This window comes from Nocardioides lacusdianchii (genome assembly GCF_020102855.1).
Taxonomy (GTDB): domain Bacteria; phylum Actinomycetota; class Actinomycetes; order Propionibacteriales; family Nocardioidaceae; genus Nocardioides; species Nocardioides lacusdianchii.
Window position 1 is genome coordinate 37820 of record NZ_JADHZD010000002.1, and the last position, 24687, is coordinate 62506.

Sequence of the window (24687 nt, forward strand, 5' to 3'; positions counted from 1 at the left end):
GCGTTATCTCATATCTGAGATACCGTTGTCGCCATGGCTGACTACAAGGGTCGCATCGGCAACCTCATCCGTGACGCGCGCAAGCACCGGGGTCTCACCCAGCACCAGCTGGCCGATCTGCTCGGCACCAGCCAGAGCGCGATCAACCGGATCGAGAAGGGTCACCAGAACCTCTCCCTCGAGATGCTCGCCCGCATCGGCGCGGCGCTCGACTCCGAGATCGTGGCGCTCGGCGCCGGCCCCACGCACCTGCGCGTGGACGGCCCCACGACCCTGTCCGGGTCGATCGACGTGAAGACCTCGAAGAACGCGGGCGTCGCGCTGCTGTGCGCCTCCTTGCTCAACAAGGGGCGTACGACGCTGCGCAAGGTCGCGCGCATCGAGGAGGTCAACCGGCTGCTCGAGGTGCTCAACTCCCTCGGCGTCGCGACCCGCTGGCTCAACGACGACAACGACCTCGAGATCATCCCGCCGGCCGAGCTCAACCTCGCCGCGATCGACGAGGCCGCGGCCCGCCGCACCCGCTCGGTGATCATGTTCCTGGGCCCGCTGCTGCACCGCTACGACGAGTTCGACCTGCCCTACGCCGGTGGTTGCAACCTCGGCGAGCGCACCGTCGAGCCGCACATGTCCGCGCTGCGTCCCTTCGGCCTCGACGTGAAGGCGAGCGACGGCAGCTACCACGCCAGCGTGAACCGGACCATCGAGCCCGAGCGCCCGATCGTGCTGACCGAGCGTGGCGACACGGTGACCGAGAACGCGCTCATGGCCGCCGCGCTCCACCCGGGCACGACCGTGATCCGCAACGCCTCGTCCAACTACATGGTCCAGGACCTCTGCTTCTACCTCCGCAAGCTCGGCGTCGAGGTCGACGGCATCGGCACCACCACGCTGCGCATCACGGGGCGCACGTCGATCGACGTCGACGTCGACTACTCCCCCTCCGAGGACCCGATCGAGGCGATGTCGCTGCTCGCGGCGGCCATCGTGACGAAGTCCGAGATCACCATCCGCCGGGTGCCGATCGAGTTCCTCGAGATCGAGCTGGCCACCCTCGAGGAGATGGGCTTCCGCTACGACCGCTCGGACGAGTACGTCGCCAACAACGGCGAGACCCGTCTCGTCGACCTCACGACCTACGCCTCCGACCTCCGCGCGCCGCTCGACAAGATCCACCCGATGCCGTTCCCGGGCCTCAACATCGACAACCTCCCGTTCTTCGCGGTCATCGCCGCGGTCGCCGAGGGACAGACGCTGCTGCACGACTGGGTCTACGAGAACCGCGCCATCTACCTCACCGAGCTCAACAAGCTCGGCGCGCAGGTCAAGCTGCTCGACCCGCACCGGGTGCTCGTCGAGGGCCCGACGCACTTCTCCGGTGCGGAGATCGTCTGCCCGCCGGCCCTGCGCCCCGCGGTGGTGCTGCTGATCGCGATGCTCGCCTCCAAGGGCCGCAGCGTGCTGCGGTCGACGTACGTCATCCACCGTGGCTACGAGGACCTCGCCGAGCGGCTCAACGAGCTCGGCGCGAACATCGAGACCTTCCGCGACATATAGATCGGTTAGCGCCCGCTCAATCGCGGCCACACTCCCATCGGTGGTCGAGTAGCCGAGCGAGGGACGAGCGAGGCGTATCGAGACCTAGCGAGGTGCGGATCTCGATACGGCCTTGCGCGGCTTCGTTCCTCAGCCGCGGGCCTACTCGATCTGCTTTCGCGACGCCGGCCGCTCGTTCCTCGCGGTCGACTGCTCAAGCAAACAGCGTCTCGACCCAGGCGCGCGACTGCTTGCCGACGGACGGCGGGGCCGTCATGTCGGCGGTGATCCGCGGCATCGGGGCCGTGTGCTGACCGGCGTTGCGGTGCCAGTCGGTCTCGGCCTCGACCAGCACGCCGAGGTCGGCGCGCGAGAGGAAGACGCCGTGGCCCTCGGGGCACTGGTGGACGGTGGCCTCGCCGAGGGTGCGCTCGTCCATCTCGGCATCGCATCGAGGACAGGTCATGCTCTCCATCCCCCGACGGTACTCCCGAACCCCATACTTGGGCCGTGACCGCGCCGCACGTGCCCGCTACGGGCTACCTCGACTCGCCCCGCCCCCTCGCCTTCGCCCACCGCGGCGGCGCCTACCATCCCGAGATCGAGGGCCTGGAGAACACGCTCGCGGCCTTCCGGCACGCGGTGGCGCTCGGCTACACCTACCTCGAGACCGACGTCCACGTCACCAGCGACGGCGTGCTGCTCGCCTTCCACGACACCGTGCTCGACCGGGTCACCGACCGCACCGGCAGCATCGCCACCTCGACCTACGCCGAGGTCCAGCGCGCGCTGATCGGCGGCTCGGAGCCGGTGCCGACGCTGGGCGAGCTGTTCGACGCCTTCCCCGACGCGAGGTTCAACATCGACCTCAAGTCCGAGGGCGCGGTGGAGGCACTGGCCGCGTTCATCGAGGAGCGCGACGCCTGGGACCGGATCCTGGTGGGGTCCTTCTCGGCGAGGCGGATGGAGGCGTTCCGGCGCCGCACGGCGCGGCGGGTCGCCACGTCGGCACACCCGCTCGAGGTGGCCGTCTTCGTCCTGTCCCCCAGCGCCCGGCTGGCGCGGCTGCTCACGCGCGGACGCCCCGTCGCCCTGCAGGTCCCGCACCGACAGGGGCGGCTGCTGGTGGCCTCCGCCGGGCTCGTACGCCGTGCGCACGCCGCCGGCGTCCAGGTGCACGTGTGGACGATCGACGACCCAGTTGAGATGAACACCCTCCTGGACCGTGGTGTCGACGGCATCATGACCGATCGCACGGACATACTCAGGGACGTGCTCCGCGCCCGCGGACAGTGGCACGGCCCTGACGAGGGCCGCCCGGACGGCATGGAGGATCAGGCATGAGCAAGGTCGAGGGCGGCATCGCGAACCTGGAGCCCCTGGAGCAGGCGCGGGAGCAGAAGGCCTGGTACTGGTACGACTGGGCGAACAGCGCCTACACGACGACCATCGGCACGGTCTTCTTCGGCCCCTACTTCATCAGCCTGGCCGAGAACGCCGTCGGCGGCGAGGACGGCCGGTTCGAGGTCGGGTCGCTCTCCCTGCCGCCGGACTCGCTCTTCTTCTGGCTGATCACGGTCTCCACGATCCTGTCGGCGATCGTCCTGCCCCCGCTCGGGGCGTACGCCGACCGGGTGGCCAACAAGAAGCGCCTGCTCGCGACGCTCGCGTGGACCGGCGCGTTCTTCGCCTCCCTGATCTTCTTCGCCACCGGTGACAACTGGTTGCTGGCCGCGGTCGGCATCGTGTTCGGCAACCTGTTCTTCGGTGCCGCCGGGGTCGTCAACGACTCGATCCTGCCGCTGATCTCCGACGAGGACGACCGCGACCGGGTGTCGTCGCGGGGCTGGGCGTTCGGCTACCTCGGCGGCGGCCTGCTGCTGGTCATCAACCTCGCCGTCTACCTCGGGCACGAGGCCCTCGGCCTCGACGAGGGACTGGCCGCGCGGTTGTGCATGCTGTCCGCAGCCGTGTGGTGGGCCGGGTTCACGCTCATCCCGTTCCTGCGGCTGCGCAACCACACCCCGGTCGACGTGGAGCAGGTCGAGGGCAACGCCCTGCGCCGCAGCTTCGGCCAGCTGGCCGCGACCCTGCGCGACATGCGCAACTACCCGATGGCGCTCACCTTCCTGGTCGCCTACCTGTTCTTCAACGACGGGATCCAGACCGTCATCGCCTCGGCGTCGGTCTACGGCTCCGAGGAGCTCGGGCACTCCCAGACGATCCTCATCGCGACGATCCTGATGGTGCAGTTCGTCGCGTTCGGCGGTGCGCTCATCTTCGGCCGGCTGGCCGGTCGCATCGGCGCCAAGCGCTCGATCCTCCTGGGCCTCGCGATCTGGTGCGTCATCGTGACCGTGGCGCTCTTCCTGCCCGCGGGCAACGTGCCGTTCTTCCTGATCCTCGGCGCTGCGATCGGCGTCGTCCTCGGCGGCTGCCAGGCGCTCGCGCGGTCCTACTTCTCGTTGCTGATCCCCCGTGGGAAGGAGGCCGAGTACTTCAGCTTCTACCACGCGATGGACCGCGGGACGTCCTGGTTCGGCACCGCGACCTTCGGCATCGTGCTGGCCGTGACCGACTCCTACCGACCGGCGATCTTCGCCCTCATCGCGTTCTTCGTCGTCGGCGGCCTCCTGCTGACCCGCGTGGACACCGAGCGTGGAATCCGCGACGCCGGGAACGACCTGCCAGCCGTCATCTGAGGTCCTCGGAGGTCCTGATCTGCGCGTAACCGCGACCACCTGCACCCCTGGGGGTGAAGTCACTCACGCGTGAGCGTGGGTTCCGACACGATGAATCCACGGAATTGTGGCGGCCCCGCTACGGTTGAAAGATCACAGAGGGGCGAGCCCCGTCGCCACGAGCGGCGTCACGGACCGCGGTCCTGTTCGTCCCCCTACCAACCCGGTACACAATTCAACGGGTGTCAGCAACCCAACTGGAGGTGGGCACGGTGGCGGAGCGCACACTGCGTGGCGCGAGGCTCGGCGGCCAGAGTTTCGAGGACGAGCGCGGGATCGAGTTCGCGGCTCGGCAGCAGGTCGGCTATGCATGCAAGCAGGGCCATGAGTTCGAGGTCACGATGTCGGTCGAGGCCGACATCCCGGCCGTGTGGGAGTGCCCGCGCTGCGGCGCCGAGGCGCTGAGCACGGCGGGCATCCTCCCCGAGGAGAAGGTCGAGAAGCCGGCTCGCACGCACTGGGACATGCTCCTGGAGCGTCGCTCGGAGAAGGAGCTCGAGGACATCCTCAAGGAGCGGCTCGACCTGCTCCGCGGCGGAGAGATCGGCCCGGCGCACCTGCACCGCGCCAACCGCAAGAAGCGGGTCTCCTAGGCCGCACGGCAGCTAGTCGACGACGTCGCCCCGGACCACCGGCCCCTCGGGCCCCGGTCCGGGGCGTCGTGCGTCCCAGCCGGGTGCACCGGGGAAGCCCCCGAGACCCGCACCCGGTACGACGACGAGGCGACGCTCCACCACCGAGGTCAGCAGCCGCCGCGCGACCGGCCGGGTGAACGGCAGGATCAGCAGGATCCCGAGCAGGTCGAGCAGGAAGCCCGGGCTCAGCATCAGGGTGCCGCCGATGAGGATGAGCGCACCGTCAGCGATCTCCCGGGCCGGCATCCGTCCGCCCTGCAGCGCCTCGCGCAGCGCCAGCCAGGCGCGCCCGCCCTCGCGCTTGATCAGCCACGCACCCACCATGCTGTCGAGCACCAGCAGCACGATCGTCCACCAGGGGCCGACCAGCTGGCCGACCTGGAGGATCGCCCAGATCTCGGCCAGCGGGATGACCACGAACGCGAGTGCCAGCACGGGGCGCAGCCACCGGCGCCGGCGACGCGGGCCGGTGCGGGGTCCGAGCGGCTGGCTCACGCGTCGACCTTGCTCCGGTGCAGGCGTGCACGGCGCTCGGACAGGCCCCAGCGGGTGATCTTCTTCAGCGACTCGCTGGCCACCTGGCCGCTCATCTTGGAGTCACCGCGCACGCGCTCGATGAACTCGATCGGCACCTCGGTGACCCGGAGGCCGCGCGAGACCGTGCGGTAGGCGAGGTCGGTCTGGAACACGTATCCAGTAGACAGCACGGACTCAAGGTCGATCGCCTCGAGCGTGGCACGCCGGAACAGGCGGAAGCCGGCGGTGGCGTCCTTGACGCGCATGCCGAGCAGGAGCCGGACGTAGAGGTTGCCGCCGCGCGAGAGCAGCAGCCGCTGGAGGGGCCAGTTCACCACGGAGCCGCCGGGCACGTAGCGCGAGCCGATCACCAGGTCCGCGGTGTGCAGGGCGTCGAGGAGCCGGTGGAGCTGCTCGGGCTGGTGGGAGCCGTCGGCGTCCATCTCGCCGATGACGTCGTAGCCGGCGCGCAGCGCGACGTCGAAACCGTTGAGGTAGGCAGCGCCGAGGCCGGCCTTCTCCGTGCGGTGCACCACGCTGATCGCCGGATCGCCGGCGGCCAGGGCGTCGGCGAGGTCACCCGTCCCGTCGGGGCTGTTGTCGTCGACGATCATCACGTCGACACCGGGCTGGGCGCGGCGCAGGCGCTCGACGATCCACTCGATGTTCTCCGACTCGTTGTAGGTCGGGATGACCATCACGACCCTGCCGAGCCCCTCGACACTCACGCCTGCTGACCTCGTCCCGGTGACGGTGCGACGGCGCGGTCGCTCCGTCGGCCACGACGATAGGCGATCAGGGCCGCGAACGTGTGCACGACGAGGAAGACGAGGGTGAACCTCGCCGGCCAGACCCCGAGTCGTACGGCGGGGGTGATCGTGGTGCTGAGCCCCACGGCCTCCACCAGGACCTCCTGGGTGCGCGCGGGCGCCGACGCGACGACCGACCCGTCGGGCCGGACGACACCCGAGACGCCGTTGATCGCGGCCACGACGACCCAGCGCCCGGTCTCGAGCGCCCGCAGCCGGCTGATCTCGAACTGCTGGTCGAGCTGGGCCGTCTTGCTGAAGAGCACGTTGCTCGTCTGCACCGTCACCAGCTCGGCCCCGCGGGCGACCTGTCCGGAGATCACGTCGTCGTAGGCGACGTCGAAGCAGATCGCGTCGGCCACCAGGAGGTCGCCGACCCGGATCGGGACGAGGCTGGTGCCGCGGACCATGTCGCGTGGCACCAGCCGGAGCTGGCCGTAGGTGTCGGGGATCAGGCTGCCGCGGAACGGGATGTACTCGCCGTACGGCACGGGGTTGCGCTTGGTGTAGCGGTCGGCGCTGCCCAGTCCCGGCTCGAAGACGATCCCCTGGTTGAGGACCCGCGTGTCGTCGAGCGGGTCGTCCGCGATCGCTCCGACGAGGACCGGTACGCCGATCGCCTCGGTGGCGGCCTCGATCCCGGCGCTGGCGCGCTCGTCGGTGAAGGGGTCGACCGCCGTGGAGTTCTCCGGCCACACCACGAAGTCGGGCGCCGGGACCAGCCCCTCTGCGACGTCCTCGGCGAGCTGCTGGGTGGCCCGCACGTGGTTGTCGGTGACCTCGCGGTTGACCGCGACGATGTCGGTCCCGTCACCGGGGATGTTGCCCTGCACCGCGGCGACGGTGGCAGTGCCGGTCTCCTCCACCGGGACCGTGACGAGCACGGGTGCGAAGGTCACCACGGCCAGTGCGCCGACCGCGGCGTACGTCGTGCGCGTGGGCGTCCGGAGACCGAGCAGCAGCCACGCCAGCACCGTCCCCGTGAGGGCGACGAGGAAGCTCACCGCCGTCATCCCGATCCACGGGATCGCGTCGGCCCACGGAGTGTCGGCGGTCGCGTAGACGAGGCGGCCGAAGGGCATGCCGCTGAACGGGAAGCCGCTGCGCCAGGTCTCGATCCCGACCCACCACAGGGCGGCCCACACGGGCCACGCACGCTGGCGGAGGCTCCACGACAGCCCGATGCCCAGCGGCACGAAGAACGACGCCTCCAGGGCGCACATGGCGATCCAGGCGTCGGTGCCGACCGACCGCATCCACACCATCACCGCATAGGTGAACGTGATGCCGAACAGCAGGCTCGGCAGCCACGCACGCCGCGCGCGCAGGCCGCGCACCGAGAAGACCAGCGCCGCGATCGCCGGCGGCATGAGCCACGACCAGCCGATCGGCTCGAAGGCCGCTGCCAGCACGAGTCCGCCCACGAGGGCGAGGAGGCAGCGCTGCGGCACGGGTCAGACCGTAGCCGACGGCTGCGCACCTGCAGCGGAGCGGGAGGGACGTAGGGGCTTCGGACCAACGCGCGACCGGCTGGCTGGCGATCGCGCGAAGTTGTCTAAGGCCCCGTGGTCCCTCCCGCATCCGGCCCCCGCGGGGCGCTCTCGACGGGACGCCGGACGGTGGGCATCGCTGGCTTCGCGTACCCCACGTCGGACCTCCCGGTGTCGAAGGCGCCACCCACGAGCTGCACAGGCGGACCCCGAGACCCTCTCTCCGCCGCAGCGCAGTGTCAACACGGCTCTGACCAGCCAGAACGCGCGTTGTCGCAGGTCAGCGACGTGCGATCACTGGGAACTCACTGAGAAAATTTCACCTGGATCGGCGTGTCGTGCCGTGACACGCCGACGCCTAGTGCGACGCGGGAGGTACGACGACGGTGCCGGTGGCGGTGGTCGCCACGACCGGCGGATCGAGGACCTCGGCAGCGCCGGGCGCGGCCTCGGTCGGAGCGCCGCGTCCGACCACGTGCACGGCGAAGTCCATCACCCGGCTACGGGTCCCTTCCCGGACGAGGGTCGCGGTGATCTCCAGTACGTCACCGGCGCGCACCGGCGCCTTGAACTGGACGTCGGAGTAGGAGGCGAAGAGGCCCTCGTCGCCGTCGAGGACGATGCACATCTCGGTGGCGACGTCGCCGAACAGCCCGAGGCTGTAGGCGCCGTCGACCAGGTTGCCGGCGTAGTGGGCGTGGGAGTAGGGGACGTAGCGCCGGTGGGTGACCACGGTGCCCACTCGGTCCCCGGCGGGGTTGGTGTCGCTCATGAGGCCTTCTCCTGGGTGAGCCGGTGGACGATGAACGAGGCGACCTCGCCCGGCGTCGTGCCCCGGCTGAAGACACGGTCTACGCCGAGCTCGTCGGCCATCGTCTCGTCGAAGCGGGGACCGCCCACGACCAGCAGCGGGCGCCGGGCTGCCGGGTAGGCCTCGCGGAAGGCCGCGGACATCTCGCGGGTGTTGAGCAGGTGGGCGTCGCGCTGGGTGACGACCTGCGAGACGAGGACCGCGTCGGCCTTCTCCTCACGCGCGGCCTCGACGAGCTGCGGGACGGACACCTGGGCGCCGAGGTTCACGACCTTGATCTCGCGGTAGTACTCCAGGCCCTTCTCCCCCGCGAACCCCTTGATGTTGAGGATCGCGTCGATGCCGACGGTGTGGGCGTCCGTGCCGATGCACGCGCCCACCACCGTGAGCCGGCGGCGCAGCGAGCGCTTGATCGAGGCGTTGGCCTCCTTCGGCGTGAGCAGCGGGTAGTCGCGCTCGACGACCTCGACCGTGCTGGGGTCGACGAGGTGGTTGACCCGGCCGTAGACGACGAAGAACGTGAAGCCCTCCCCCATCGGCTTGGCGTGCACGACCAGCGCGGGGTCCATGCCCATCTTGTTGGCGAGCTGCACCGCGGCGCCCTCGGCGACCTTGGAGTGCTCGATCGGCAGCGTGAACGACAGCTGCACCATCCCGTCACCGGTGGTGTCGCCGTACGGGCGGATCAGACTCACGCGTCCCCCTCGAGGATCTCGGTCGCCGGGTTGTAGTAGTCGCGGGCCTTCCTCGCCACGCCGTCGAGGCCCCGGCCCTTGTCGGCGGGCCGCTTCATCAGGCCGAAGGTGCCGTCGGCGATCGCGGCCAGCAGCGGCGGGTCACCGGCGGAGTCCGTGTCGTCCTTGATCTCCTGGAGCAGCGCGATGGCCTCGCCGAGCACCTCACGGGCGCGCTGCGCGATGAAGCCGTCGGGAGCGGGCCGGAAGTCCTCGTGGAGCTTGCCCGCAGCGTTCATGACGTAGCGGACGTTCTGCAGCGCGAGGTCGCGGTCGGAGATCCACGGCGTGACGACGGCCTCGGTCATCATCCCGACCAGCAGGATGCCCTGGCCGGTGAGCGCCCCGACGAGGTTGAAGAAGCCGTCGAGGAGGTAGCCCTTGAAGATGTCGCCGGTCATGTGGCGGGTGGGCGGCATCCACTTGAGAGGCGCGTCCGGGAACAGCTCGCGGGCGAGCATCGCGTGGGCCAGCTCGAGGCGGAACGAGTCGGGCACCTCAGGGTCGATCTCGAAGGCGTGGCCCAGGCCGAGCTGCCAGTCCTCGAGCCCCGCCTCCTTGGCGAAGTACTCGTTGAGCAGCTGGCTGGTCGTCACCGTGTGCGCGGCCTCGACGGCGTCGGCGGTGGTGAGGTAGTTGTCCTCGCCGGTGTTGATGATGATCCCGGCGCGAGCATGGACCTGGCGGCTGAAGCGCTGGTCGACGAAGGTCCGGATCGGGTTGATGTCGCGGAAGAGGATGCCGTACATCGAGTCGTTGAGCATCATGTCGAGGCGCTCGAGCCCGGCGAGCGCGGCGATCTCCGGCATGCAGAGGCCCGAGGCGTAGTTGGTGAGCCGGACGTAGCGGCCGAGCTCTCTCGACGTCTCGTCGAGCGCCGCGCGCATCAGGCGGAAGTTCTCCTGGGTGGCGTAGGTGCCGGCGAAGCCCTCGCGGGTCGCGCCCTCGGGCACGAAGTCGAGCAGCGACTGCCCCGTCGAGCGGATCACCGCGATCACGTCGGCGCCCTCGCGGGCCGCGGCCTGCGCCTGCGGGATGTCCTCGTGGATGTCGCCCGTGGCGACGATGAGGTAGATCCACGGCTTGCTGGGGGCATCACCCACCTTCGCGATCAACTTCTCGCGGGCGGCGCGCTGGCGGTCGATCTGCTTGATGCCGGCGCCGACCGCCCTGCGCGAGGCCGTCCGTGCGCGCGTGGCGTCCTTGCCCTCGGGCACGCGGAACGTCACCGACCCGGCGGCCGCCTTCTGGGCGAGAGTGAGGAGGTCGTCGCCCTCCCCGCGCAGCAGCGCGTCCCACACGGGCAGGCTGACGCCGTGCTCGAGGCCGACGTCGGCTCGTACGGCGTCGGTGAGCCGGTTGACCCAGGGGGTGCCGTCGGGGTCGGCGCCACCGAGGCCGGCCAGGCGCAGTGTGGCGCGCTCCACCGACACGGTGGTGTGGCGGGTGGCGAGGTCGACGATCGGCTTGCCGACCTGGCGGGCGAGCGTGCGCGCACGGCGTACGTCGGCGCGGTCGATGCCGAGCTGGCTGGCGGGCCTGCGGGTCGCCATCACAGCCTCCGCTCGAAGAGCGACCGGACGCCGGCGTCGGCGCGCAGCAGCTCCATGGCGTACGCCGCGTGGCCGGGGACGTAGCCGTTGCCGACGAGCATCCGCACGTCGGCGGCGAGGCCCTCCGCGCCGAGCGCGGCGGCGCTGAAGCTGGTGGCCATGGAGAAGAAGATGACGGTGCCGCCCTCCGTGGTCGCGAGGATCGCGCCGCCCTCGCAGCCGGGGACGTCGACGCACACGACCGTGACGTCGGCCGGACCGCCGGCGGCGGTGACCGCCTCGCGGAGCGCGATCGGGTCGCGGGCGTCAGCGATCGCCACGGCGTCGGCCAGGCCGGCGCCGGTGAGGAGGTCGTGCTCGGACTGGTGGGGCACCACGCCGATGGTGCGGGCCGCGCCGGCCGCACGTGCGGCCGCCAGGCTGAGCGAGCCCGACTTGCCCGCTCCGCCGATGACGGCGACGACCGGCTCCTTGCCGCGGGCGGCGTACTCCTCCACGACGCGGGCGGTCAGGGCGGGTGCGCCGCAGACGTCCATCACGCTGAGGGAGAGGGCGGGGTCGAGGTCGTCGGGGATGACGGCGGCGATGGAGCGCCCGAAGAGGATGGCGTAGCCGTCGCACGGCACCTGCTCGCTGCGACCGTCCCACGCGGCGAGGCCGTCCTCGATGACGAGCGGGGTCAGCGTCAGGCTGATCAGGGTGGCGACGCGGTCGCCGACCGCCAGGCCCAGGGGCGACTCGGGGCCGACCTCCTCGACCGTGCCGACGAGCATCCCGCCGGACCCGGTGACCGGGTTCTGCATCTTGCCGCGGCTGGCGACGATGTCGAGCACCTCGGCGCGTACGCCGTCACCGCTGGTCTCGCCGTACGTGGTGTGCGCGCGCTCGAGCTGGCGGAACGACGCGGCGTCGAGGTTGAGCCTCTCGACCCGCACGCGGACCTCATCGGGCCACAGCTCGCGCCGGGTGTCGAGGCGCTGGGCGGCCTGGGGCAGCACGACGGCGTCGTCGAGGACGCGGTGCAGGCCGGTCGGATCGCCGGCACGCAGGCCGGTCTGGAGGTCCGAGGTGGGGGTCATGCGGTGCATCCTTCTAGGTTCCGGCAGTTCGGCCGCAAATCTTGCGGCGTGGCATTGGACTCGCCGCAGGTTCTCCGCGTACTGTCCCAGATGTGTCGCCGACCACACAACCGGCGCGCCGCACGGCCACACCACGACCCGCTCGGGTCGGCATCAAGGAGATCTCATGAGCATCGAGACCGCCACCCACCTCGGGCCAGGCCTCGCCAACGGACAGCCCTACCCCTACCAGCGGGTCGAGCTCGTCGAGCCCGACTGGACACGGTTCCCGGGATGGTCAGGCGTCACCGCCGAGGAGTGGGCGTCGGTCCAGTGGCAGCGCGCCCACTGCATCAAGAACGTCAAGCAGCTGCGTGAGCTGATGGGCGACCTCGTCGACGACCGGTTCTACGCCGACCTCGAGCGCGACCAGGCCGAGCGGGCGACGATGTCGATGCTCGTGCCGCCGCAGATGATGAACACGATGGTCCCCACCGTGTCCCCCGCCGGTGCGGGCTCGCTCACCGAGGCGTTCTACGCCGACCCGATCCGCCACTACATGATCCCGGTGTTCAGCGACCGGCGCACCGACTGGCCCTCGCACCCGCACGCCGCGCGCGACTCGCTCCACGAGCACGACATGTGGGCCACCGAGGGCCTCACCCACCGCTACCCCACCAAGGTGCTCGCGGAGCTGCTGCCGACCTGCCCGCAGTACTGCGGCCACTGCACCCGTATGGACCTCGTCGGCAACTCGACGCCTGCGATCGAGAAGCTGAAGTTCGCCGGCAAGCCCAACGACCGCCTCGGCGACATGCTCGACTACCTGCGCCGCACGCCGTCCGTGCGCGACGTCGTCGTCTCCGGCGGCGACGTCGCCAACATGCCGTGGCCCCGCCTCGAGGCGTTCCTCATGGCGGTCATGGAGGTCGACAACATCCGCGACATCCGTCTGGCCACCAAGGCGCTGATCGGCCTGCCGCAGCACTGGCTGCAGCCCGACGTCGTCGAGGGTGTCGGTCGCGTCGCCTCGCTGGCCCGCTCGCGCGGCGTCTCGCTCGCGATGCACACCCACGCCAACCACGCGGCCTCCGTCACGCCGATCGTCGCCGAGGCGACCCGCGCGATGCTCGACGCCGGCCTGCGCGACGTACGCAACCAGGGCGTGCTGCTCAACGGCGTCAACGCCGACCCGCACGCACTGCTCGACCTGTGCTTCAGCCTGCTCGACGGCGCGCAGATCATGCCCTACTACTTCTACATGTGCGACATGATCCCGTTCTCGGAGCACTGGCGGGTCTCGCTCGCCGACGCGCAGCGCCTCCAGCACCACATCATGGGCTACCTCCCGGGCTTCGCGACGCCGCGCATCGTGTGCGACGTCCCGTTCGTCGGCAAGCGCTGGGTGCACCAGAACGCCGACTACGACACCGCGCACGGCATCTCCTTCTGGACCAAGAACTACCGCACCTCGATCGAGGCCGACGACGCTGAGGCGCTCTCGCGCTTCTACGAGTACTACGACCCGATCCACACGCTGCCCGAGTCCGGCCAGCAGTGGTGGGAGGAGCACGGGCGGCTCGACGAGGCCTCGCTGAAGGCTGCGGAGATGGCCGAGGCGTCGCGGCGTACGGCGGCGCTCCAGGCTTGGTGAGGGGCGGTTCGTCCTCTTCTCACGCTCGGGATCCCCGGCTGGCCGGGGATCCCCTAGGTTGTCGGCCTCTGCAAGGCCTGACAACCTGCGGGGGTCCCTGACAACCCCGCGGCGCCTGTCCTGCGCGTGGCCGGCTCGCTGGTCTGGTGGCGGGCCACCAGACGTCCACAGGCCGCGCTGATCGCCGTTCCTCCACATCTGGAGTCCTCGCCGGAGGCGAGCTGTCGGCGTCATTGACAAATCTGTGCGTATGGAACCTCGACTCCGCGCACTCATCGCCGAGAACGGTGTCTTCACACGCAAGGACGCCAGCGCGCTCGGCTACCACGACGCTGCCATCGCTGCCCACGTCAGGTCAGGCGCGTGGATCCGGATCCGGCGCGGCGCCTACGTGCTCGGACCGGAATGGTCCGACCTCGGTGCCAAGCAGCGCTACGCGACCCTGTGCCGGGCTGTCGTCCGCCAGGCGAACGCCCGCGTAGTGCTCAGTCATCTCAGCTCGGCGAACGAGCACGGCGCGCCTCTCTGGGATTGTGACCTGGCTGCGGTGCACCTGACTCGTCCGGACGGGCGCGCAGGGCGGGCCGAGGCCGGCGTGGTCCAGCACCGAGGTGCGATCGGGAAGGACGATGTCGTACGCCGCCGTGGGCTCGAGGTCATGAGCGCGACGCGTACTGCGCTGGAGCTGACCATGCTCCTTGATGCCGAGCATGCGTTGGTGGAGATCGACTACCTGCTCCACCACAGCCTCACCACGATCCCAGAACTACGCAAGCGCTACGAGGCCATGACCTACTGGCCGCGCACGCTCACGACTGAGCACGTGCTTCGTCTCGCCGACTCGCGGTCGGAGTCAGTGGGCGAGACCCGGGCTCGCTACCTGTGCTGGAGCGAGCGCCTCCCGGCACCCGTGCCCAACTACCCCATCGTGGACCACAGGGGCGTCGAGATAGCGCGAGTCGACCTCGCCTGGCCCGAGCTTGGAGTGTTCCTGGAGTTCGATGGCAAGGTGAAGTACGAGGAGCACAGGCGTGAGGGCGAGTCGGTGGTCGACTGCGTGCTGCGGGAGAAGCGGCGTGAATCACTGATCTGCGAGATCACAGGCTGGCGGTGCATCCGGATCGTCTGGGCCGATCTCTACAAGCCAGCTGAGACGGCGGCTCGCATCCGCCGGCTCTTCCGCACCAACGCTGCCTGACCCGGCGGGTTGTCAGGCTCTCCTCGTGGTTGCCGGCCTTTGCAAAGCCTGACAACCTGAGCGATCCCCGGATGACCGGGGATCCCGAGAGCCGCTCAAGCGGTGACTCATGCAGCAGGGCGACGCCCGCTCAGTCGACCGTACGGTTCTCGTACGCCGTGGAGAGCACGATCGTGGTCCGCGTCGAGACGCTGGCAGCGCCGCGGATCCGGGCGAGCAGCTCTTCCAGCGCGAGGGGCGTGGCGACGCGGATCTTGAGGATGTAGGACTCCTCCCCCGCGACCGACCAGCAGGACTCGATCTCCTTGATGCCCACCAGCCGCTCGGGGTAGTCGTCGGGCTGCGAGGGGTCGATGGGGGTGATCGAGATGAAGGCCGTGAGGGGCCGGCCGAGCTGGTCGTGGTCGACGGTGGCGCCGTAGCCCTTGATCAGCCCGCGCTGCTCGAGGCGCTTGACGCGCTGGTGCACCGCCGAGGTGGACAGGTCGGTCGCCTTGCCGAGGTCGGTGTACGACATGCGGCCGTCAGCGGCCAGCAGGGCCAGGATCTGACGGTCCTTGGACTCGACCTCGGGAGAGCTCACGTCGCTCACCCTAGTGCGAGCCGGACAGGGCCTCCACCAGGCGCACGGCTGACGAGCCGAGCCCCCACCGCTCGTCCAGCGCCACCAGGGCTGCGTGGTCGACCGGAGTGCGCGGGCGGGTGAGGTCCGGCGACCCGAGGTCGAGGTCGCGGCGTACGGCGACCACCTCGGGTGCCACGGACAGGTAGTCGGCGGCGGCCTTGATCTTGCCGCGCGGGCCGGGGCCCATGTCGGAGTCGGGGTCGTGCGCGGCCGCGACGATCGAGTCGACGTCGCCGAAGCGCCCCAGCAGGGTGGCAGCGGTCTTGTCCCCCACCCCGGCGACTCCGGGGAGGCCGTCGGAGGCGTCGCCGCGCAGGGTCGCGAGGTCGGCGTACTGGTGGGCGTCGACGCCGTACTTGGCGCGCACCCACGCGTTGTCGACGCGCTCGTGCTTGCTGACCCCGCGAGCGACGTAGAGCACGCGGACCTGGGCGTCGTCGTCGACGAGCTGGAAGAGGTCGCGGTCACCGGTGACGATGTCGACCGCCATGCCCGCGTCGGTCGCCAGGGTGCCGATCACGTCGTCGGCCTCCATCTCGGGATGTCCCACGACCGGGATCCCGTAGGCCTCCAGGACGGAGATGATGATCGGGATCTGCGCCTCGAGCGGGTCGGGCACCTCTTCGACGTCGGGCCTCGGGCCAGGCACCGCGGCCACGACACGGTGGGCCTTGTAGGACGGGATGAGGTCGACGCGCCACTGGGGGCGCCAGTCGTCGTCCCAGCAGCAGGCCAGGTGCGTGGGGTCGTACTCCCCCACCAGCCGGCTGATGAAGTCCATCAGGCCGCGCACGGCGTTCACCGGCGTCCCGTCGGGGGCCTTCACCGAGTCCGGCACCCCGAAGAACGCGCGGAAGTAGAGCGAGGCGGTGTCGAGGAGCAGGAGGCGGTCCGTCATAGGGTCACCCTGTCACTCCGCCAGCACGCTGTAGGCGATGACGCCACGCTTGAGCAGCTTGGCCGTGGCCCGCGCGGTGGCGCGCAGCGCGGTGTCCCCGGCCGCGTCGGCGACCTGGCCGCAGAGGTCGAGCAGCTGCTTCATCCAGCGCACGAAGTCGCCGGCCGACAGACCGGTGACCTGCAGGACGTCGTCGAGGTCGTCGCCCTCGGCCCAGCGCCAGGCGGCCCAGGCGAACCCCATGTCGGGCTCGCGGAGGAAGTCGAGCTTGTGGTCGCGCTCGAGGGCGTCGAGCTGGGCCCAGAGGCGTACGACCTCTGCCAGGACCGGACGCACCTGGCCCCCGGGCATCTTGGGCGACGTGGCGTCGTCGGCCCGGCGTGCCTCGAAGACCAGCGACGAGAGCACGGCGGCGAGCTCGGAGGGCGCGAGCTCGTCGAGCACCCTGGCCCGGATGGCCTCGGCGGCCACGAGATCCATGTCGGTGTAGATCCGCCGCAGGTGCGAGCCCCGCTCGGTCACCTTGTCGCCCTCGAGGTAGCCCAGCGCGGTGAGCACGTCGCAGACGCGGTCGAAGGTGCGCGCGACGGTGTTGGTGCGGTTGTCGACGCGACGCTTGAGGGTCTCGGTGTCGCGCTCGAGCTTGTAGTAGCGCTCTGCCCACCGCGCGTGGTCCTCGCGCTCGGGGCACTGGTGGCACGGGTGCGACTTCAGCTCGGCGCGCAGCCGTCCGATCTCGCGGTCGGTGGGCGTGTCGCTGAAGGAGTCCTGCTTCGTACGCCGCGGGCCGGGCGCGTCGAAGGAGTCGGCGCGCGAGCGCAGCGCGTTGGCGAGCTCGCGGCGCTGGCCCGGGTTGCGACCGTTGAACGACTTCGGGATCCGGAGCCGGCCGATCGACTCCACCGGCACGGGGAAGTCCATCATCGCCAGGCGCCGCGCCTGGCGGTCGGCGGTGACGACGTAGGGCCGCGGCTCGTCGCCGGAGGTCCCGGGGTCGACGACGACGGCGAGCCCGCTGAACTTGCCGGCGGGCACCTGGATCACGTCGCCGGGTCGCAGCTTGCCCAAGGACGCGGCCGCCTCGCCGCGGCGGTCCTGGCGGCGCTCGCGGGAGGCACCCTTCTCGAGGTCGGAGATGCGGCGGCGCAGTCCGGCGTACTCCATGAAGTCGCCGACGTGGCAGGTCGCCGCCTCCCGGTAGCCCTCGAGCGCCTCCTCCGCCTTGTGCACCTGCCGCGCCAGCCCGACCACGGCCTTGTCAGCCTGGAACTGCGCGAAGGACTGCTCCAGCAGCTCCCGCGAGCGCGCCCGGCCGAACTGGTGCACGAGGTTGACGGCCATGTTGTAGGACGGGCGGAACGACGAGCGGAGCGGGTACGTACGCGTGGAGGCCAGGCCCGCGACCTCGCCGGGGTTCATGCCGGGCTGGTAGAGCACGACGCCGTGGCCCTCGATGTCGAGGCCGCGTCGGCCCGCACGCCCGGTGAGCTGGGTGTACTCCCCCGGCGTGAGGTTGGCGTGGCTCTCGCCGTTCCACTTCGACAGCTTCTCGATGACGACCGTGCGGGCGGGCATGTTGATGCCGAGCGCGAGGGTCTCGGTGGCGAAGACCACCTTGACCAGGCCCTCCTGGAACAGCTCCTCGACCACCTGCTTGAAGGCCGGCAGCAGGCCGGCGTGGTGGGCGGCGATGCCTCGGGTGAGGCCGTCGAGGAACTCGTGGTAGCCCAGGACGTGGAGGTCCTCCTCGGGCAGCGAGCGCGACGCCTCCTCCACCCGCGCGAAGATCTCGTCGCGCTCGGCCGCCGTCGTGAGGCGTACGTTGGCCTGCACGAGCTGGCTCACCGACGCGTCGCACCCGGCCCGGCTGAAGATGAACACGATCGCCGGGAGCAGCCCCTCACGGTCCAGGCGCTCGACGACGTCCACCCGGCTCGGGATCCACACCCGACGGCCGTTGCCGACGGATCGCGGGTTCTTCGACGAACCGGGCTTGCCCTTGCGCGGCGAGCGGCGGTCGCGCATGAGGCGGGTGCTGGCCCAGTCGTCGCGGGCGATGCGGGTGAGCTCCTCGTTGACCGGGGCGCCCTCCTTGACGAAGCCGGCGCTCGCGTCGACGTCGGAGGAGGCGAAGAGGTCGAGCAGCCGGCGTCCCACCATGACGTGCTGGAACAGCGGCACCGGCCGCTTCTCCTCCAGGATCGTGGTGGTCTCGCCGCGCACCGTGGCCAGCCACTCGCCGAACTCCTCGGCGTTGGACACGGTCGCCGACAGCGACACCAGGGTCACCGACTCCGGGAGGTGGATGATGACCTCCTCCCAGACCGCGCCGCGCATGCGGTCGGCGAGGTAGTGCACCTCGTCCATGACGACGTAGCCCAGGCCCAGCAGGGTGCGCGAGCTCGCGTAGAGCATGTTGCGCAGCACCTCGGTGGTCATCACGACCACGGGTGCCTCGCCGTTGATCACGTTGTCACCGGTCAGCAGCCCGACGTTGTCGGCGCCGTAGCGCTTGACCAGGTCGTGGTACTTCTGGTTCGACAGCGCCTTGATCGGGGTGGTGTAGAACGCCTTGCGCCCGGTCTGGAGGGCGAGGTGGATGGCGAACTCGCCCACGATGGTCTTGCCGGAGCCGGTCGGCGCTGCGACCAGCACACCCCGGCCCTGCTCGATCTCCTGGCAGGCCCGCACCTGGAAGTCGTCGAGCTCGAAGCCGTAGAGGCCGGAGAAGTCCTTGAGCATCGGGAAGGACTGCTCGCGCCGGAACGCCGCGTAGCGCTCCGCGGGCGTCTGCTCCTCCTCGGACGGGGTGCCGGACGGGGTGCTCATGCGATGACCTCCAGGGCGCCGGGGACGCACTCGACGGTGAGGGGCAGCGGGCCGAAGCGCTCGCCGTCGGCGTACGACACGATGCCGGGCGCGGCGACGGTGACCGAGCGGACCCGCCGGTGGACGTACTCGGCGACGCCGTCGATGCGACCGGTGAACAGGCGCGGGTACGAGCGGACCAGCTTGGACTTGCTCATCTCGGTGATGACCACGACGTCCAGCATGCCGTCGTCGAGCAACGCGCCCTCGGTGATCCGCAGGCCTCCGCCGAAGGACGGGCCGTTGCCGACCGCCACGAGCATGGCGTCGTGCTCGACGGTCTCGCCGTCGAGCTGGAGGACGTAGTGGAGGGGCCGGAAGGTGCGTAGCTCGGCCAGGGTGGCGAGGTTGTAGCGCATCTGGCCGTGGGGCCACGTCATGGTGTTGGCGCGCTCGTTGACGATGGCGTCGAAGCCCGCCGCCAGGACGGTGACGAAGTAGCGGTCGCCGCTTCGGGCGAGGTCGATGGTGCGGGTGCGCGTCGCGATGATCCGGTCGGCGGCAGCCACGGGGTCCGTGCGTGGGAGGCCGAGGTAGCGCGCGACGTCGTTGCCGGTGCCGCTGGGGATCAGGCCGAGGGGTACGCCGGTCCCGGCGACCGCCTGCACGCCGAGGTGCACCAGCCCGTCGCCGCCGCACACCACCAGCGCCTCGACCCCGTCGGCCACGCAGCCGGCCGCGAGGTCGGCCGCCTCGTCGGCGTCGCGGCCCTGGAGGTTGCGCACCACGAACCCGCTCTCGCGCAGGCGGGCGAGCGCGACGTCACGATGCCGGGCGCCTCGGCCCCGGCCCGACGTGGGGTTCGTCAGCAGCGCGATCTCGCGGCCCCGGACCGAGTCGGGTGCTGAGGGGTCGTGCATGAGCGCGACCCTATCCCCCGGTGCTAGGCACCGAGCCGCAGCAGGGCGGCGTAGCGCTCGGCGTGCGCGCCCACGGCGCGGGCCAGGCGTCCGAGTGCGTCCAGGACGAGCTCCGGGCCGAAGCGGGTGCCGGGGACCGCGAGGACGAGGCGGGAGTCGAGCTCGCCGATGACGACCTGCCCGTGCCGCCACGCCTGGTGCACGCGCAGCCGGCCCGCGTCGTCGACGACGGGCTCGGGGTAGGCCTCGTCGACGGCCAGGAGGTCGCAGGGGATCTCGAGGGAGTCGGAGTCCGCCGTCAGGCGACCGCGGACCAGGTGGCCGGTCCGCAGGCCCTGGTCGGCGCGCCACACCACGTCGTGGGTGCCCAGCCACTCGGGCAGGTCGAACGGGTCGACGTCGGTGATCACGGCCTGCATGGGTCCAGCCTCTCAGAGCCGGATCAGATGGCAGACAGCTCGTCGGGGCTCAGCCCGGCATTGGGGGCCTTGCGAGCGCGCCGACGGTCGTTGAACCGGGCGATGGCCTCCGAGAGGAAGAACAGCACCACCATCGGCACGGCCATCAGGGTCATCGTGAAGGGGTCCGCGGACGGCGTCGCCACCGCGGCGAAGATGAAGGTGCCGATGACGATCCAGGGCCGGTAGGCCTTGAGCGCCGCGCCCTTCACCACCCCGGCGAAGTTGAGCAGCACGACGAAGACGGGGATGTTGAAGGCGAGGCCGAAGACGAACAACGTCCGGGTGAAGAACTGCAGGTAGTCGTTGAAGTCGATGAGGTTGGTGACGTTGTCGGGGTTGAACCCGATCAGCACCTCCAGGGCGACCTGCAGGGTGACGTAGCCGAGGACCACGCCGGAGATGAAGAGTGGACCGGCGACCCCCGCGAAGATCCGGCTCATCCGGCGCTCCTGCGCGTAGAGCCCGGGCAGCACGAACGCCCAGATCTGGTAGAGCCAGTAGGGCGCCGTCACGATGCCGGCCGCGAAGCCGCACAGCGTGAGCCAGAGCAGCAGTCCGCCTCCGGCCCCACGGGTGGTGGCGTTGGTGGTGCCCTCCGGGAGGGTGGCCTGCGCCGCCTCGTAGGGGCCTACGACGAGGTCGAGCAGGGCGTGGCGGAACACGAGAGCGACCACGAGTGCGACCGTGAAGACGAGCATGACCCGCAGCAGGCGTGCGCGGAACTCGCGGAAGTGGTCCGAGAGCGCCATCCGGCCGTCGGGGCCGACGGCCTCTGGCGACGGTCCCTTGAACAGACCGATGAGGCCGGAGATCCTCACCCGGGTCAGGCGGTCGTGTCGTCGCGCCGCTCGCGCAGCACCTCGCCCGAGGCCTCGTTGTGCGCCGGGGCCTGCGTCTGGTCGCGGCGCTCGAGCTCGAGCTCCTCGGGCGTCTTCTGCTCGTCGACGTCGTCCTTGTCGTCGCGCAGGCCCTTGGTCTCGGTCTTGAAGATGCGCAGCGCCTGACCGGAGCTGCGGGCGAGGTCGGGGAGCTTGGCCGCGCCGAAGACGAGCACGACGATCGCGAGGATCACCAGCCACTCCAGACCCTGCGGCATGCCGACCATGGGGTTGATCATGAGGTCACTCCGTCGTTCTCGGGGTCGTTCTCGGTCTCGTGCGGACGCATCGTAGCCACGTCAGCTGAAGTCTACGCCGTCCGCCTGATAGTGGCTGAGCGCCGCACGTGCGGACGCAGAGATTGCTGCGGCGTGGTGGGCGGGGGCCAGCACGGTGGCGTGGGGCGCCAGGCGCAGGAGCAGCGACCGCACCCACTGCTCGCTCGCGACCTCGAGGTCGACGTCGACGGTGTCATCGGGACCGGGGCGCTGCGCGCGCACCTGGTAGTACTCCATGACCCAGCGTGCGGGCGGGGCCAGGCGCAGCGTGACGGTGGTGGTCTCGGCGTCGCTGAACCAGCCGCCGGTCAGGTCCCGCGGGCGGGCTCCCGGGTCGGCGACGGGAGTGTCGAGCTCGGTGGCGTCGAGGATCCGGTCCACCCGGAAGGCCCGGTCCCCCTGAGCCGTGTGGCACCACGCGTCGAGGTAGAGCAGGTCCTCGACGCGGGCGAGCCCGCGAGGGTCGACCACGCGTCGTGACTCCTCGTCGCGGGAGGGGACGTGGTAGGTGAGCTCGACCTGGCGGCCGTGGCGCATCGCGGACTCGAGCACCGGCACGACCGCGCTGGTCTCCAGCGGCGTGGGGGCGACGTGGAGCCGCAGCAGCTCCTCGCCGTCCTGCCCCGCGGCCTGCTCGAGCTTGGCCAGGGTGCGCTCGATGACGTCGCGCGCCTCGTCCGGCGCCGCCTCGACCATGGTGCGCAGCGCCACCACGAGCGCGGTGGCCTCGGCCGGCGAGAACCGCACCGGCCGGGCGAGGTAGTCGGCGTTGTCGACGCGGATGACCCGGTCGCCCTCGAGCGCGTCGAGGTCGACCTCGATGAGGTCCCCGGGCAGCCCCGGCGAGAGGCCGGTCATGAAGAGCAGTCGCAGGTCGCGCTCGATCTGGTCGGCGTCGGTGCCGAAGTGCGCGGCGGCGTCGTCGAGGCGCACCTCGCCGCGGGCGAGCAGGTAGGGCACCAGGGCTAGCAGGCGGGCGACCTGGTCGGGTGCGGTGTCGCCGGGCTGGAGGGTCACCGGACCTCCCCCGCCACGGCGCGCAGGCGGGCCGCGACGTCGTCGCGCAGCGCCTCGGGTCCTTCGACGACGACGTCGGCGCCGTAGGTCAGCACCTCGTCGGAGAGCTCGTGCACGGGACCCTCCACCACCAGCAGGTCCCACCCGGGACGGTCGGTCATCGCGGTCGCGCTCTCCGCGCGTCTCCGCAGGCCCACGCCGGTGCCCTGCCGGACCCGCACCTCGGCCCGCACGGAGGGGAACGACGGCGACAGCCGCCGGGCGAGGGCGCGTACGTCGGTGCCGGCGGGGACGACGTACGCCCCGGACTTGCCGGTGGCGCGGACCGGGCCCACGATGCGCGAGAGGCGGAAGACCCGCTCGGCCCCGCGGTCGACGTCGAGGCCGACGACGTACCAGCGACCCGAGGAGCGCGCGAGGCCCCACGGCTGGATCCGGCGGGTGGTCGGCTCGGTCTCGTCGGCGCGCTGGTAGGGGAAGCTGACCTGGCGCCGCTTGCCGACCGCGTCCCACAGCGGCTCGAAGGCCGGCTCGTCGGCGGTGATCGCCGGCGCAACGACCTCGAGGCGGGACGGGTCGATCTCGACCCCCTGGCCCTTGAGCTTGGCCAGCGCCCGGCCGGTCGCCTTGGCGAGGGTCGCCTGCTGCCAGACCTGCGCCGCCAGCCCGAGCACCGCCGCCTCGTCGGACTCGAAGCGGATCTCGGGGAGCGAGGTCTGCTCGGTCGGGATGCGGTAGCCGATCTCGTCGTCGAAGAACGCGTCGGCACTGCCGACCTCGATCACGGCCCCGATCTGCCGCAGGGCGTCCTTGTCGCGCTCGAAGGCCCGCTCGAACGCCTCGTCACCCGCCGGTCCGCGGGCGTGCTCGGGGTAGCACGCCTCGCGGATCGCGTCCTTGCTGATGAAGCGTCGTGCGCCCAGCAGCAGGATGTGCAGGTTCATCAAGCGCTCGGCTCGAGGCTGCGCCATCCGCTGCTCCCCCTCTGTCCGCTGGCGGTGTGTGGACCCGGAGTCGGGTCAGGAGACGCCGAGGATGTCGACGACGAAGAAGAGCGTGTCGGTGCCCGTGATCCCGGCCTGCTCGTTGCCCTCTTCGCCGTAGCCCTTGGCCGGCGGGATCTCGAGGATGACCCGCGAGCCGACGGTGCGGCCCACCAGGCGCTCGTCCCACCCGGCGATGACCTGGCCGACGCCGATCGGGAACTCGGCCGGCTGGGCGCTGTAGGACTCGTCGAAGGGCTCGTCGGCGTTGTAGACCTGGCCGAGGTAGTCGACGGTGAGGGTGTCGCCGGACTTGACCTTGGCGCCGTCGCCCTTGATGAGGGTGGTGGCGATCAGCTCGCCGGTCGGCTCGTGGGCGGTGCTGAAGTCCAGGCCGGTGACGACACCGTCCTCCTCGATCAGCGTGGGCGCCCAACCGGCAGGCTTCTTCTCCTCGCCCTGCGGGCCGTCGAGCGCCGGCTCGGGCGGGACGGTCTCGGAGCGACCCAGGATGTCGACGACGGCGAGGACGGAGTCCTTGTTGCCGATGCCGATGCTGGGGTTGCCGAGCTCGCCGAAGGCCTGCTCGGCGGACGTGAGCAGCACGATGCGGTCACCGACGGTGCTGCCGATCATCGTCTCCCGCAGGAAGGGCAGCACCTCCTCGGAGAGCTCGACCTCCTGGGTGCCCTGCTCGAAGGTGTTCTGCGCCTCTTCCTCGGTGAAGCCGTTGCCGATCCACCAGTTGGCCTCGACGGTGTCGCCGTCGGCCACGGTCTCGCCGTCGCCCTCGATGAGGACGTCCTTCTCCTCCTCGGAGCCGTCGAGGCGTCCGTCGAAGGTCACCTTCGGGGCCTCGCCGTGCTTGCCCTCGATGGTCACCGAGCTCAGCGGGGCGCCTCCCGCCTCGGCGTCGCTGGAGTCGGAGCCGCACGCGGCGAGGCCGAGCATGCTGAGGACGAGGACACCGCTGACGGCAGCGGAACGTACACGAGACACAGGTTCACCTAATCGATCGGTCGGCGTTGCCCGGACACCCTATCCAGCAGGTCCCACCCGCGGTGGCGCCGCACCGCGCCTGTGC

At 70.8% G+C, this 24687-nt stretch carries 24 protein-coding genes; 6 read left to right on the forward strand and 18 right to left on the reverse strand.

What is annotated here, in order from left to right; translation table 11 throughout:
- Positions 1 to 33 precede the first annotated feature (33 nt).
- The gene (locus IRX98_RS02845; RefSeq protein WP_224273699.1) at positions 34 to 1557 is read left to right on the forward strand and encodes a helix-turn-helix domain-containing protein; all 1524 of its coding nucleotides are present in this window, start codon (positions 34 to 36) and stop codon (positions 1555 to 1557) included.
- Between the two features lie 193 nt (positions 1558 to 1750).
- Here IRX98_RS02845 and IRX98_RS02850 read toward each other — a convergent pair whose 3' ends face one another.
- Entirely contained in the window at positions 1751 to 2011 is a 261-nt protein-coding gene (locus IRX98_RS02850) for a zf-TFIIB domain-containing protein (RefSeq protein WP_308044389.1), read from the reverse strand.
- A 35-nt stretch (positions 2012 to 2046) separates the two neighbouring features.
- Here IRX98_RS02850 and IRX98_RS02855 point away from each other — a divergent pair, with 35 nt between their 5' ends.
- The 3 genes from IRX98_RS02855 (at position 2047) to IRX98_RS02865 (ending at position 4870) form a co-directional block, all read left to right on the forward strand.
- Positions 2047 to 2880: a glycerophosphodiester phosphodiesterase family protein gene (locus IRX98_RS02855; protein WP_224273703.1), complete on the forward strand. Its 834-nt coding sequence runs from the start codon at positions 2047 to 2049 to the stop codon at positions 2878 to 2880.
- Entirely contained in the window at positions 2877 to 4238 is a 1362-nt protein-coding gene (locus IRX98_RS02860) for an MFS transporter (protein WP_224273704.1), read from the forward strand. The genes IRX98_RS02855 and IRX98_RS02860 overlap by 4 nt, the downstream gene beginning before the upstream one ends.
- Positions 4239 to 4489: 251 nt before the next feature.
- Positions 4490 to 4870 (forward strand): RNA polymerase-binding protein RbpA, encoded by a 381-nt coding sequence (locus IRX98_RS02865; RefSeq protein WP_207081399.1) that lies wholly within the window; start codon positions 4490 to 4492, stop codon positions 4868 to 4870.
- Between the two features lie 12 nt (positions 4871 to 4882).
- On the opposite strand, the gene IRX98_RS02870 is transcribed toward IRX98_RS02865, so the two are convergent.
- From IRX98_RS02870 to kdd, 7 genes are all read right to left on the reverse strand, one after another.
- Positions 4883 to 5407, reverse strand: a complete 525-nt coding sequence (locus IRX98_RS02870) for an FxsA family protein (protein ID WP_224273705.1) — start codon at positions 5405 to 5407, stop codon at positions 4883 to 4885.
- The gene (locus IRX98_RS02875) at positions 5404 to 6156 is read right to left on the reverse strand and encodes a polyprenol monophosphomannose synthase (protein ID WP_372455991.1); all 753 of its coding nucleotides are present in this window, start codon (positions 6154 to 6156) and stop codon (positions 5404 to 5406) included. Before IRX98_RS02875 ends, IRX98_RS02870 begins: the two co-directional genes overlap by 4 nt.
- Positions 6153 to 7688: an apolipoprotein N-acyltransferase gene (gene lnt, locus IRX98_RS02880; RefSeq protein WP_224273706.1), complete on the reverse strand. Its 1536-nt coding sequence runs from the start codon at positions 7686 to 7688 to the stop codon at positions 6153 to 6155. The genes IRX98_RS02875 and lnt overlap by 4 nt, the downstream gene beginning before the upstream one ends.
- A gap of 397 nt (positions 7689 to 8085) precedes the next feature.
- A complete protein-coding gene (gene kal, locus IRX98_RS02885) occupies positions 8086 to 8499 on the reverse strand; it encodes a 3-aminobutyryl-CoA ammonia lyase (protein WP_224273707.1) in 414 nt (137 codons plus the stop codon).
- A complete protein-coding gene (gene kamE, locus IRX98_RS02890; RefSeq protein ID WP_224273708.1) occupies positions 8496 to 9233 on the reverse strand; it encodes a lysine 5,6-aminomutase subunit beta in 738 nt (245 codons plus the stop codon). The genes kal and kamE overlap by 4 nt, the downstream gene beginning before the upstream one ends.
- On the reverse strand, positions 9230 to 10825 hold the full coding sequence (kamD, locus tag IRX98_RS02895) for a lysine 5,6-aminomutase subunit alpha (protein WP_224273709.1): 1596 nt from the start codon (positions 10823 to 10825) through the stop codon (positions 9230 to 9232). The genes kamE and kamD overlap by 4 nt, the downstream gene beginning before the upstream one ends.
- Complete coding sequence (kdd, locus tag IRX98_RS02900) at positions 10825 to 11904, reverse strand: L-erythro-3,5-diaminohexanoate dehydrogenase (RefSeq protein ID WP_224273711.1); 1080 nt, start codon at positions 11902 to 11904, stop codon at positions 10825 to 10827. The genes kamD and kdd overlap by 1 nt, the downstream gene beginning before the upstream one ends.
- A gap of 166 nt (positions 11905 to 12070) precedes the next feature.
- Between kdd and IRX98_RS02905 the strand changes: the two genes are divergently transcribed.
- Both IRX98_RS02905 and IRX98_RS02910 read left to right on the forward strand, forming a co-directional pair.
- The gene (locus IRX98_RS02905; RefSeq protein WP_224273712.1) at positions 12071 to 13537 is read left to right on the forward strand and encodes a KamA family radical SAM protein; all 1467 of its coding nucleotides are present in this window, start codon (positions 12071 to 12073) and stop codon (positions 13535 to 13537) included.
- A 250-nt stretch (positions 13538 to 13787) separates the two neighbouring features.
- Positions 13788 to 14735 carry a type IV toxin-antitoxin system AbiEi family antitoxin domain-containing protein gene (locus tag IRX98_RS02910; RefSeq protein WP_224273713.1) on the forward strand — a complete coding sequence of 316 codons (948 nt, stop codon included), beginning with the start codon at positions 13788 to 13790 and terminating at the stop codon, positions 14733 to 14735.
- 130 nt (positions 14736 to 14865) lie between these two features.
- On the opposite strand, the gene IRX98_RS02915 is transcribed toward IRX98_RS02910, so the two are convergent.
- From IRX98_RS02915 to IRX98_RS23310, 10 genes are read right to left on the reverse strand one after another with little or no spacing between them, the layout of a single operon-like run.
- Complete coding sequence (locus IRX98_RS02915) at positions 14866 to 15318, reverse strand: Lrp/AsnC family transcriptional regulator (RefSeq protein ID WP_224273714.1); 453 nt, start codon at positions 15316 to 15318, stop codon at positions 14866 to 14868.
- A 10-nt stretch (positions 15319 to 15328) separates the two neighbouring features.
- Positions 15329 to 16258 carry a 5'-3' exonuclease gene (locus tag IRX98_RS02920; RefSeq protein ID WP_224273715.1) on the reverse strand — a complete coding sequence of 310 codons (930 nt, stop codon included), beginning with the start codon at positions 16256 to 16258 and terminating at the stop codon, positions 15329 to 15331.
- A gap of 12 nt (positions 16259 to 16270) precedes the next feature.
- Positions 16271 to 19087: a DEAD/DEAH box helicase gene (locus IRX98_RS02925; RefSeq protein WP_224273716.1), complete on the reverse strand. Its 2817-nt coding sequence runs from the start codon at positions 19085 to 19087 to the stop codon at positions 16271 to 16273.
- Complete coding sequence (locus tag IRX98_RS02930) at positions 19084 to 19986, reverse strand: diacylglycerol kinase (protein ID WP_224273717.1); 903 nt, start codon at positions 19984 to 19986, stop codon at positions 19084 to 19086. Before IRX98_RS02930 ends, IRX98_RS02925 begins: the two co-directional genes overlap by 4 nt.
- Before the next feature lie 23 nt (positions 19987 to 20009).
- Positions 20010 to 20405: a hypothetical protein gene (locus tag IRX98_RS02935; RefSeq protein WP_224273718.1), complete on the reverse strand. Its 396-nt coding sequence runs from the start codon at positions 20403 to 20405 to the stop codon at positions 20010 to 20012.
- A 23-nt stretch (positions 20406 to 20428) separates the two neighbouring features.
- The gene (gene tatC / locus IRX98_RS02940; protein WP_224273719.1) at positions 20429 to 21265 is read right to left on the reverse strand and encodes a twin-arginine translocase subunit TatC; all 837 of its coding nucleotides are present in this window, start codon (positions 21263 to 21265) and stop codon (positions 20429 to 20431) included.
- A 5-nt stretch (positions 21266 to 21270) separates the two neighbouring features.
- Entirely contained in the window at positions 21271 to 21564 is a 294-nt protein-coding gene (gene tatA / locus IRX98_RS02945; RefSeq protein ID WP_224273720.1) for a twin-arginine translocase TatA/TatE family subunit, read from the reverse strand.
- A 60-nt stretch (positions 21565 to 21624) separates the two neighbouring features.
- Positions 21625 to 22620 (reverse strand): helix-turn-helix transcriptional regulator, encoded by a 996-nt coding sequence (locus IRX98_RS23305; protein ID WP_224273721.1) that lies wholly within the window; start codon positions 22618 to 22620, stop codon positions 21625 to 21627.
- Positions 22617 to 23591 (reverse strand): helix-turn-helix transcriptional regulator, encoded by a 975-nt coding sequence (locus IRX98_RS02955; protein ID WP_224273722.1) that lies wholly within the window; start codon positions 23589 to 23591, stop codon positions 22617 to 22619. The genes IRX98_RS23305 and IRX98_RS02955 overlap by 4 nt, the downstream gene beginning before the upstream one ends.
- Positions 23592 to 23639: 48 nt before the next feature.
- Positions 23640 to 24602: an FKBP-type peptidyl-prolyl cis-trans isomerase gene (locus IRX98_RS23310; RefSeq protein WP_224273723.1), complete on the reverse strand. Its 963-nt coding sequence runs from the start codon at positions 24600 to 24602 to the stop codon at positions 23640 to 23642.
- Between the last annotated feature and the right edge of the window lie 85 nt (positions 24603 to 24687).

Excerpts from the sequence above, each read along its gene's own strand:
- IRX98_RS02930 (WP_224273717.1), bottom strand. The coding sequence starts at position 19,986 with ATGCACGACCCCTCAGCACCCGACTCGGTCCGGGGCCGCGAGATCGCG.
- IRX98_RS02860 (WP_224273704.1), top strand. The coding sequence starts at position 2,877 with ATGAGCAAGGTCGAGGGCGGCATCGCGAACCTGGAGCCCCTGGAGCAG.
- kdd (WP_224273711.1), bottom strand. The coding sequence starts at position 11,904 with ATGACCCCCACCTCGGACCTCCAGACCGGCCTGCGTGCCGGCGATCCG.
- IRX98_RS02905 (WP_224273712.1), top strand. The coding sequence starts at position 12,071 with ATGAGCATCGAGACCGCCACCCACCTCGGGCCAGGCCTCGCCAACGGA.
- tatA (WP_224273720.1), bottom strand. The coding sequence starts at position 21,564 with ATGATCAACCCCATGGTCGGCATGCCGCAGGGTCTGGAGTGGCTGGTG.
- IRX98_RS02955 (WP_224273722.1), bottom strand. The coding sequence starts at position 23,591 with ATGGCGCAGCCTCGAGCCGAGCGCTTGATGAACCTGCACATCCTGCTG.
- IRX98_RS02925 (WP_224273716.1), bottom strand. The coding sequence starts at position 19,087 with ATGAGCACCCCGTCCGGCACCCCGTCCGAGGAGGAGCAGACGCCCGCG.
- IRX98_RS02845 (WP_224273699.1), top strand. The coding sequence starts at position 34 with ATGGCTGACTACAAGGGTCGCATCGGCAACCTCATCCGTGACGCGCGC.
- IRX98_RS02920 (WP_224273715.1), bottom strand. The coding sequence starts at position 16,258 with ATGACGGACCGCCTCCTGCTCCTCGACACCGCCTCGCTCTACTTCCGC.
- IRX98_RS02850 (WP_308044389.1), bottom strand. The coding sequence starts at position 2,011 with ATGGAGAGCATGACCTGTCCTCGATGCGATGCCGAGATGGACGAGCGC.
- IRX98_RS02935 (WP_224273718.1), bottom strand. The coding sequence starts at position 20,405 with ATGCAGGCCGTGATCACCGACGTCGACCCGTTCGACCTGCCCGAGTGG.
- kamD (WP_224273709.1), bottom strand. The coding sequence starts at position 10,825 with ATGGCGACCCGCAGGCCCGCCAGCCAGCTCGGCATCGACCGCGCCGAC.
- IRX98_RS02910 (WP_224273713.1), top strand. The coding sequence starts at position 13,788 with ATGGAACCTCGACTCCGCGCACTCATCGCCGAGAACGGTGTCTTCACA.
- kal (WP_224273707.1), bottom strand. The coding sequence starts at position 8,499 with ATGAGCGACACCAACCCCGCCGGGGACCGAGTGGGCACCGTGGTCACC.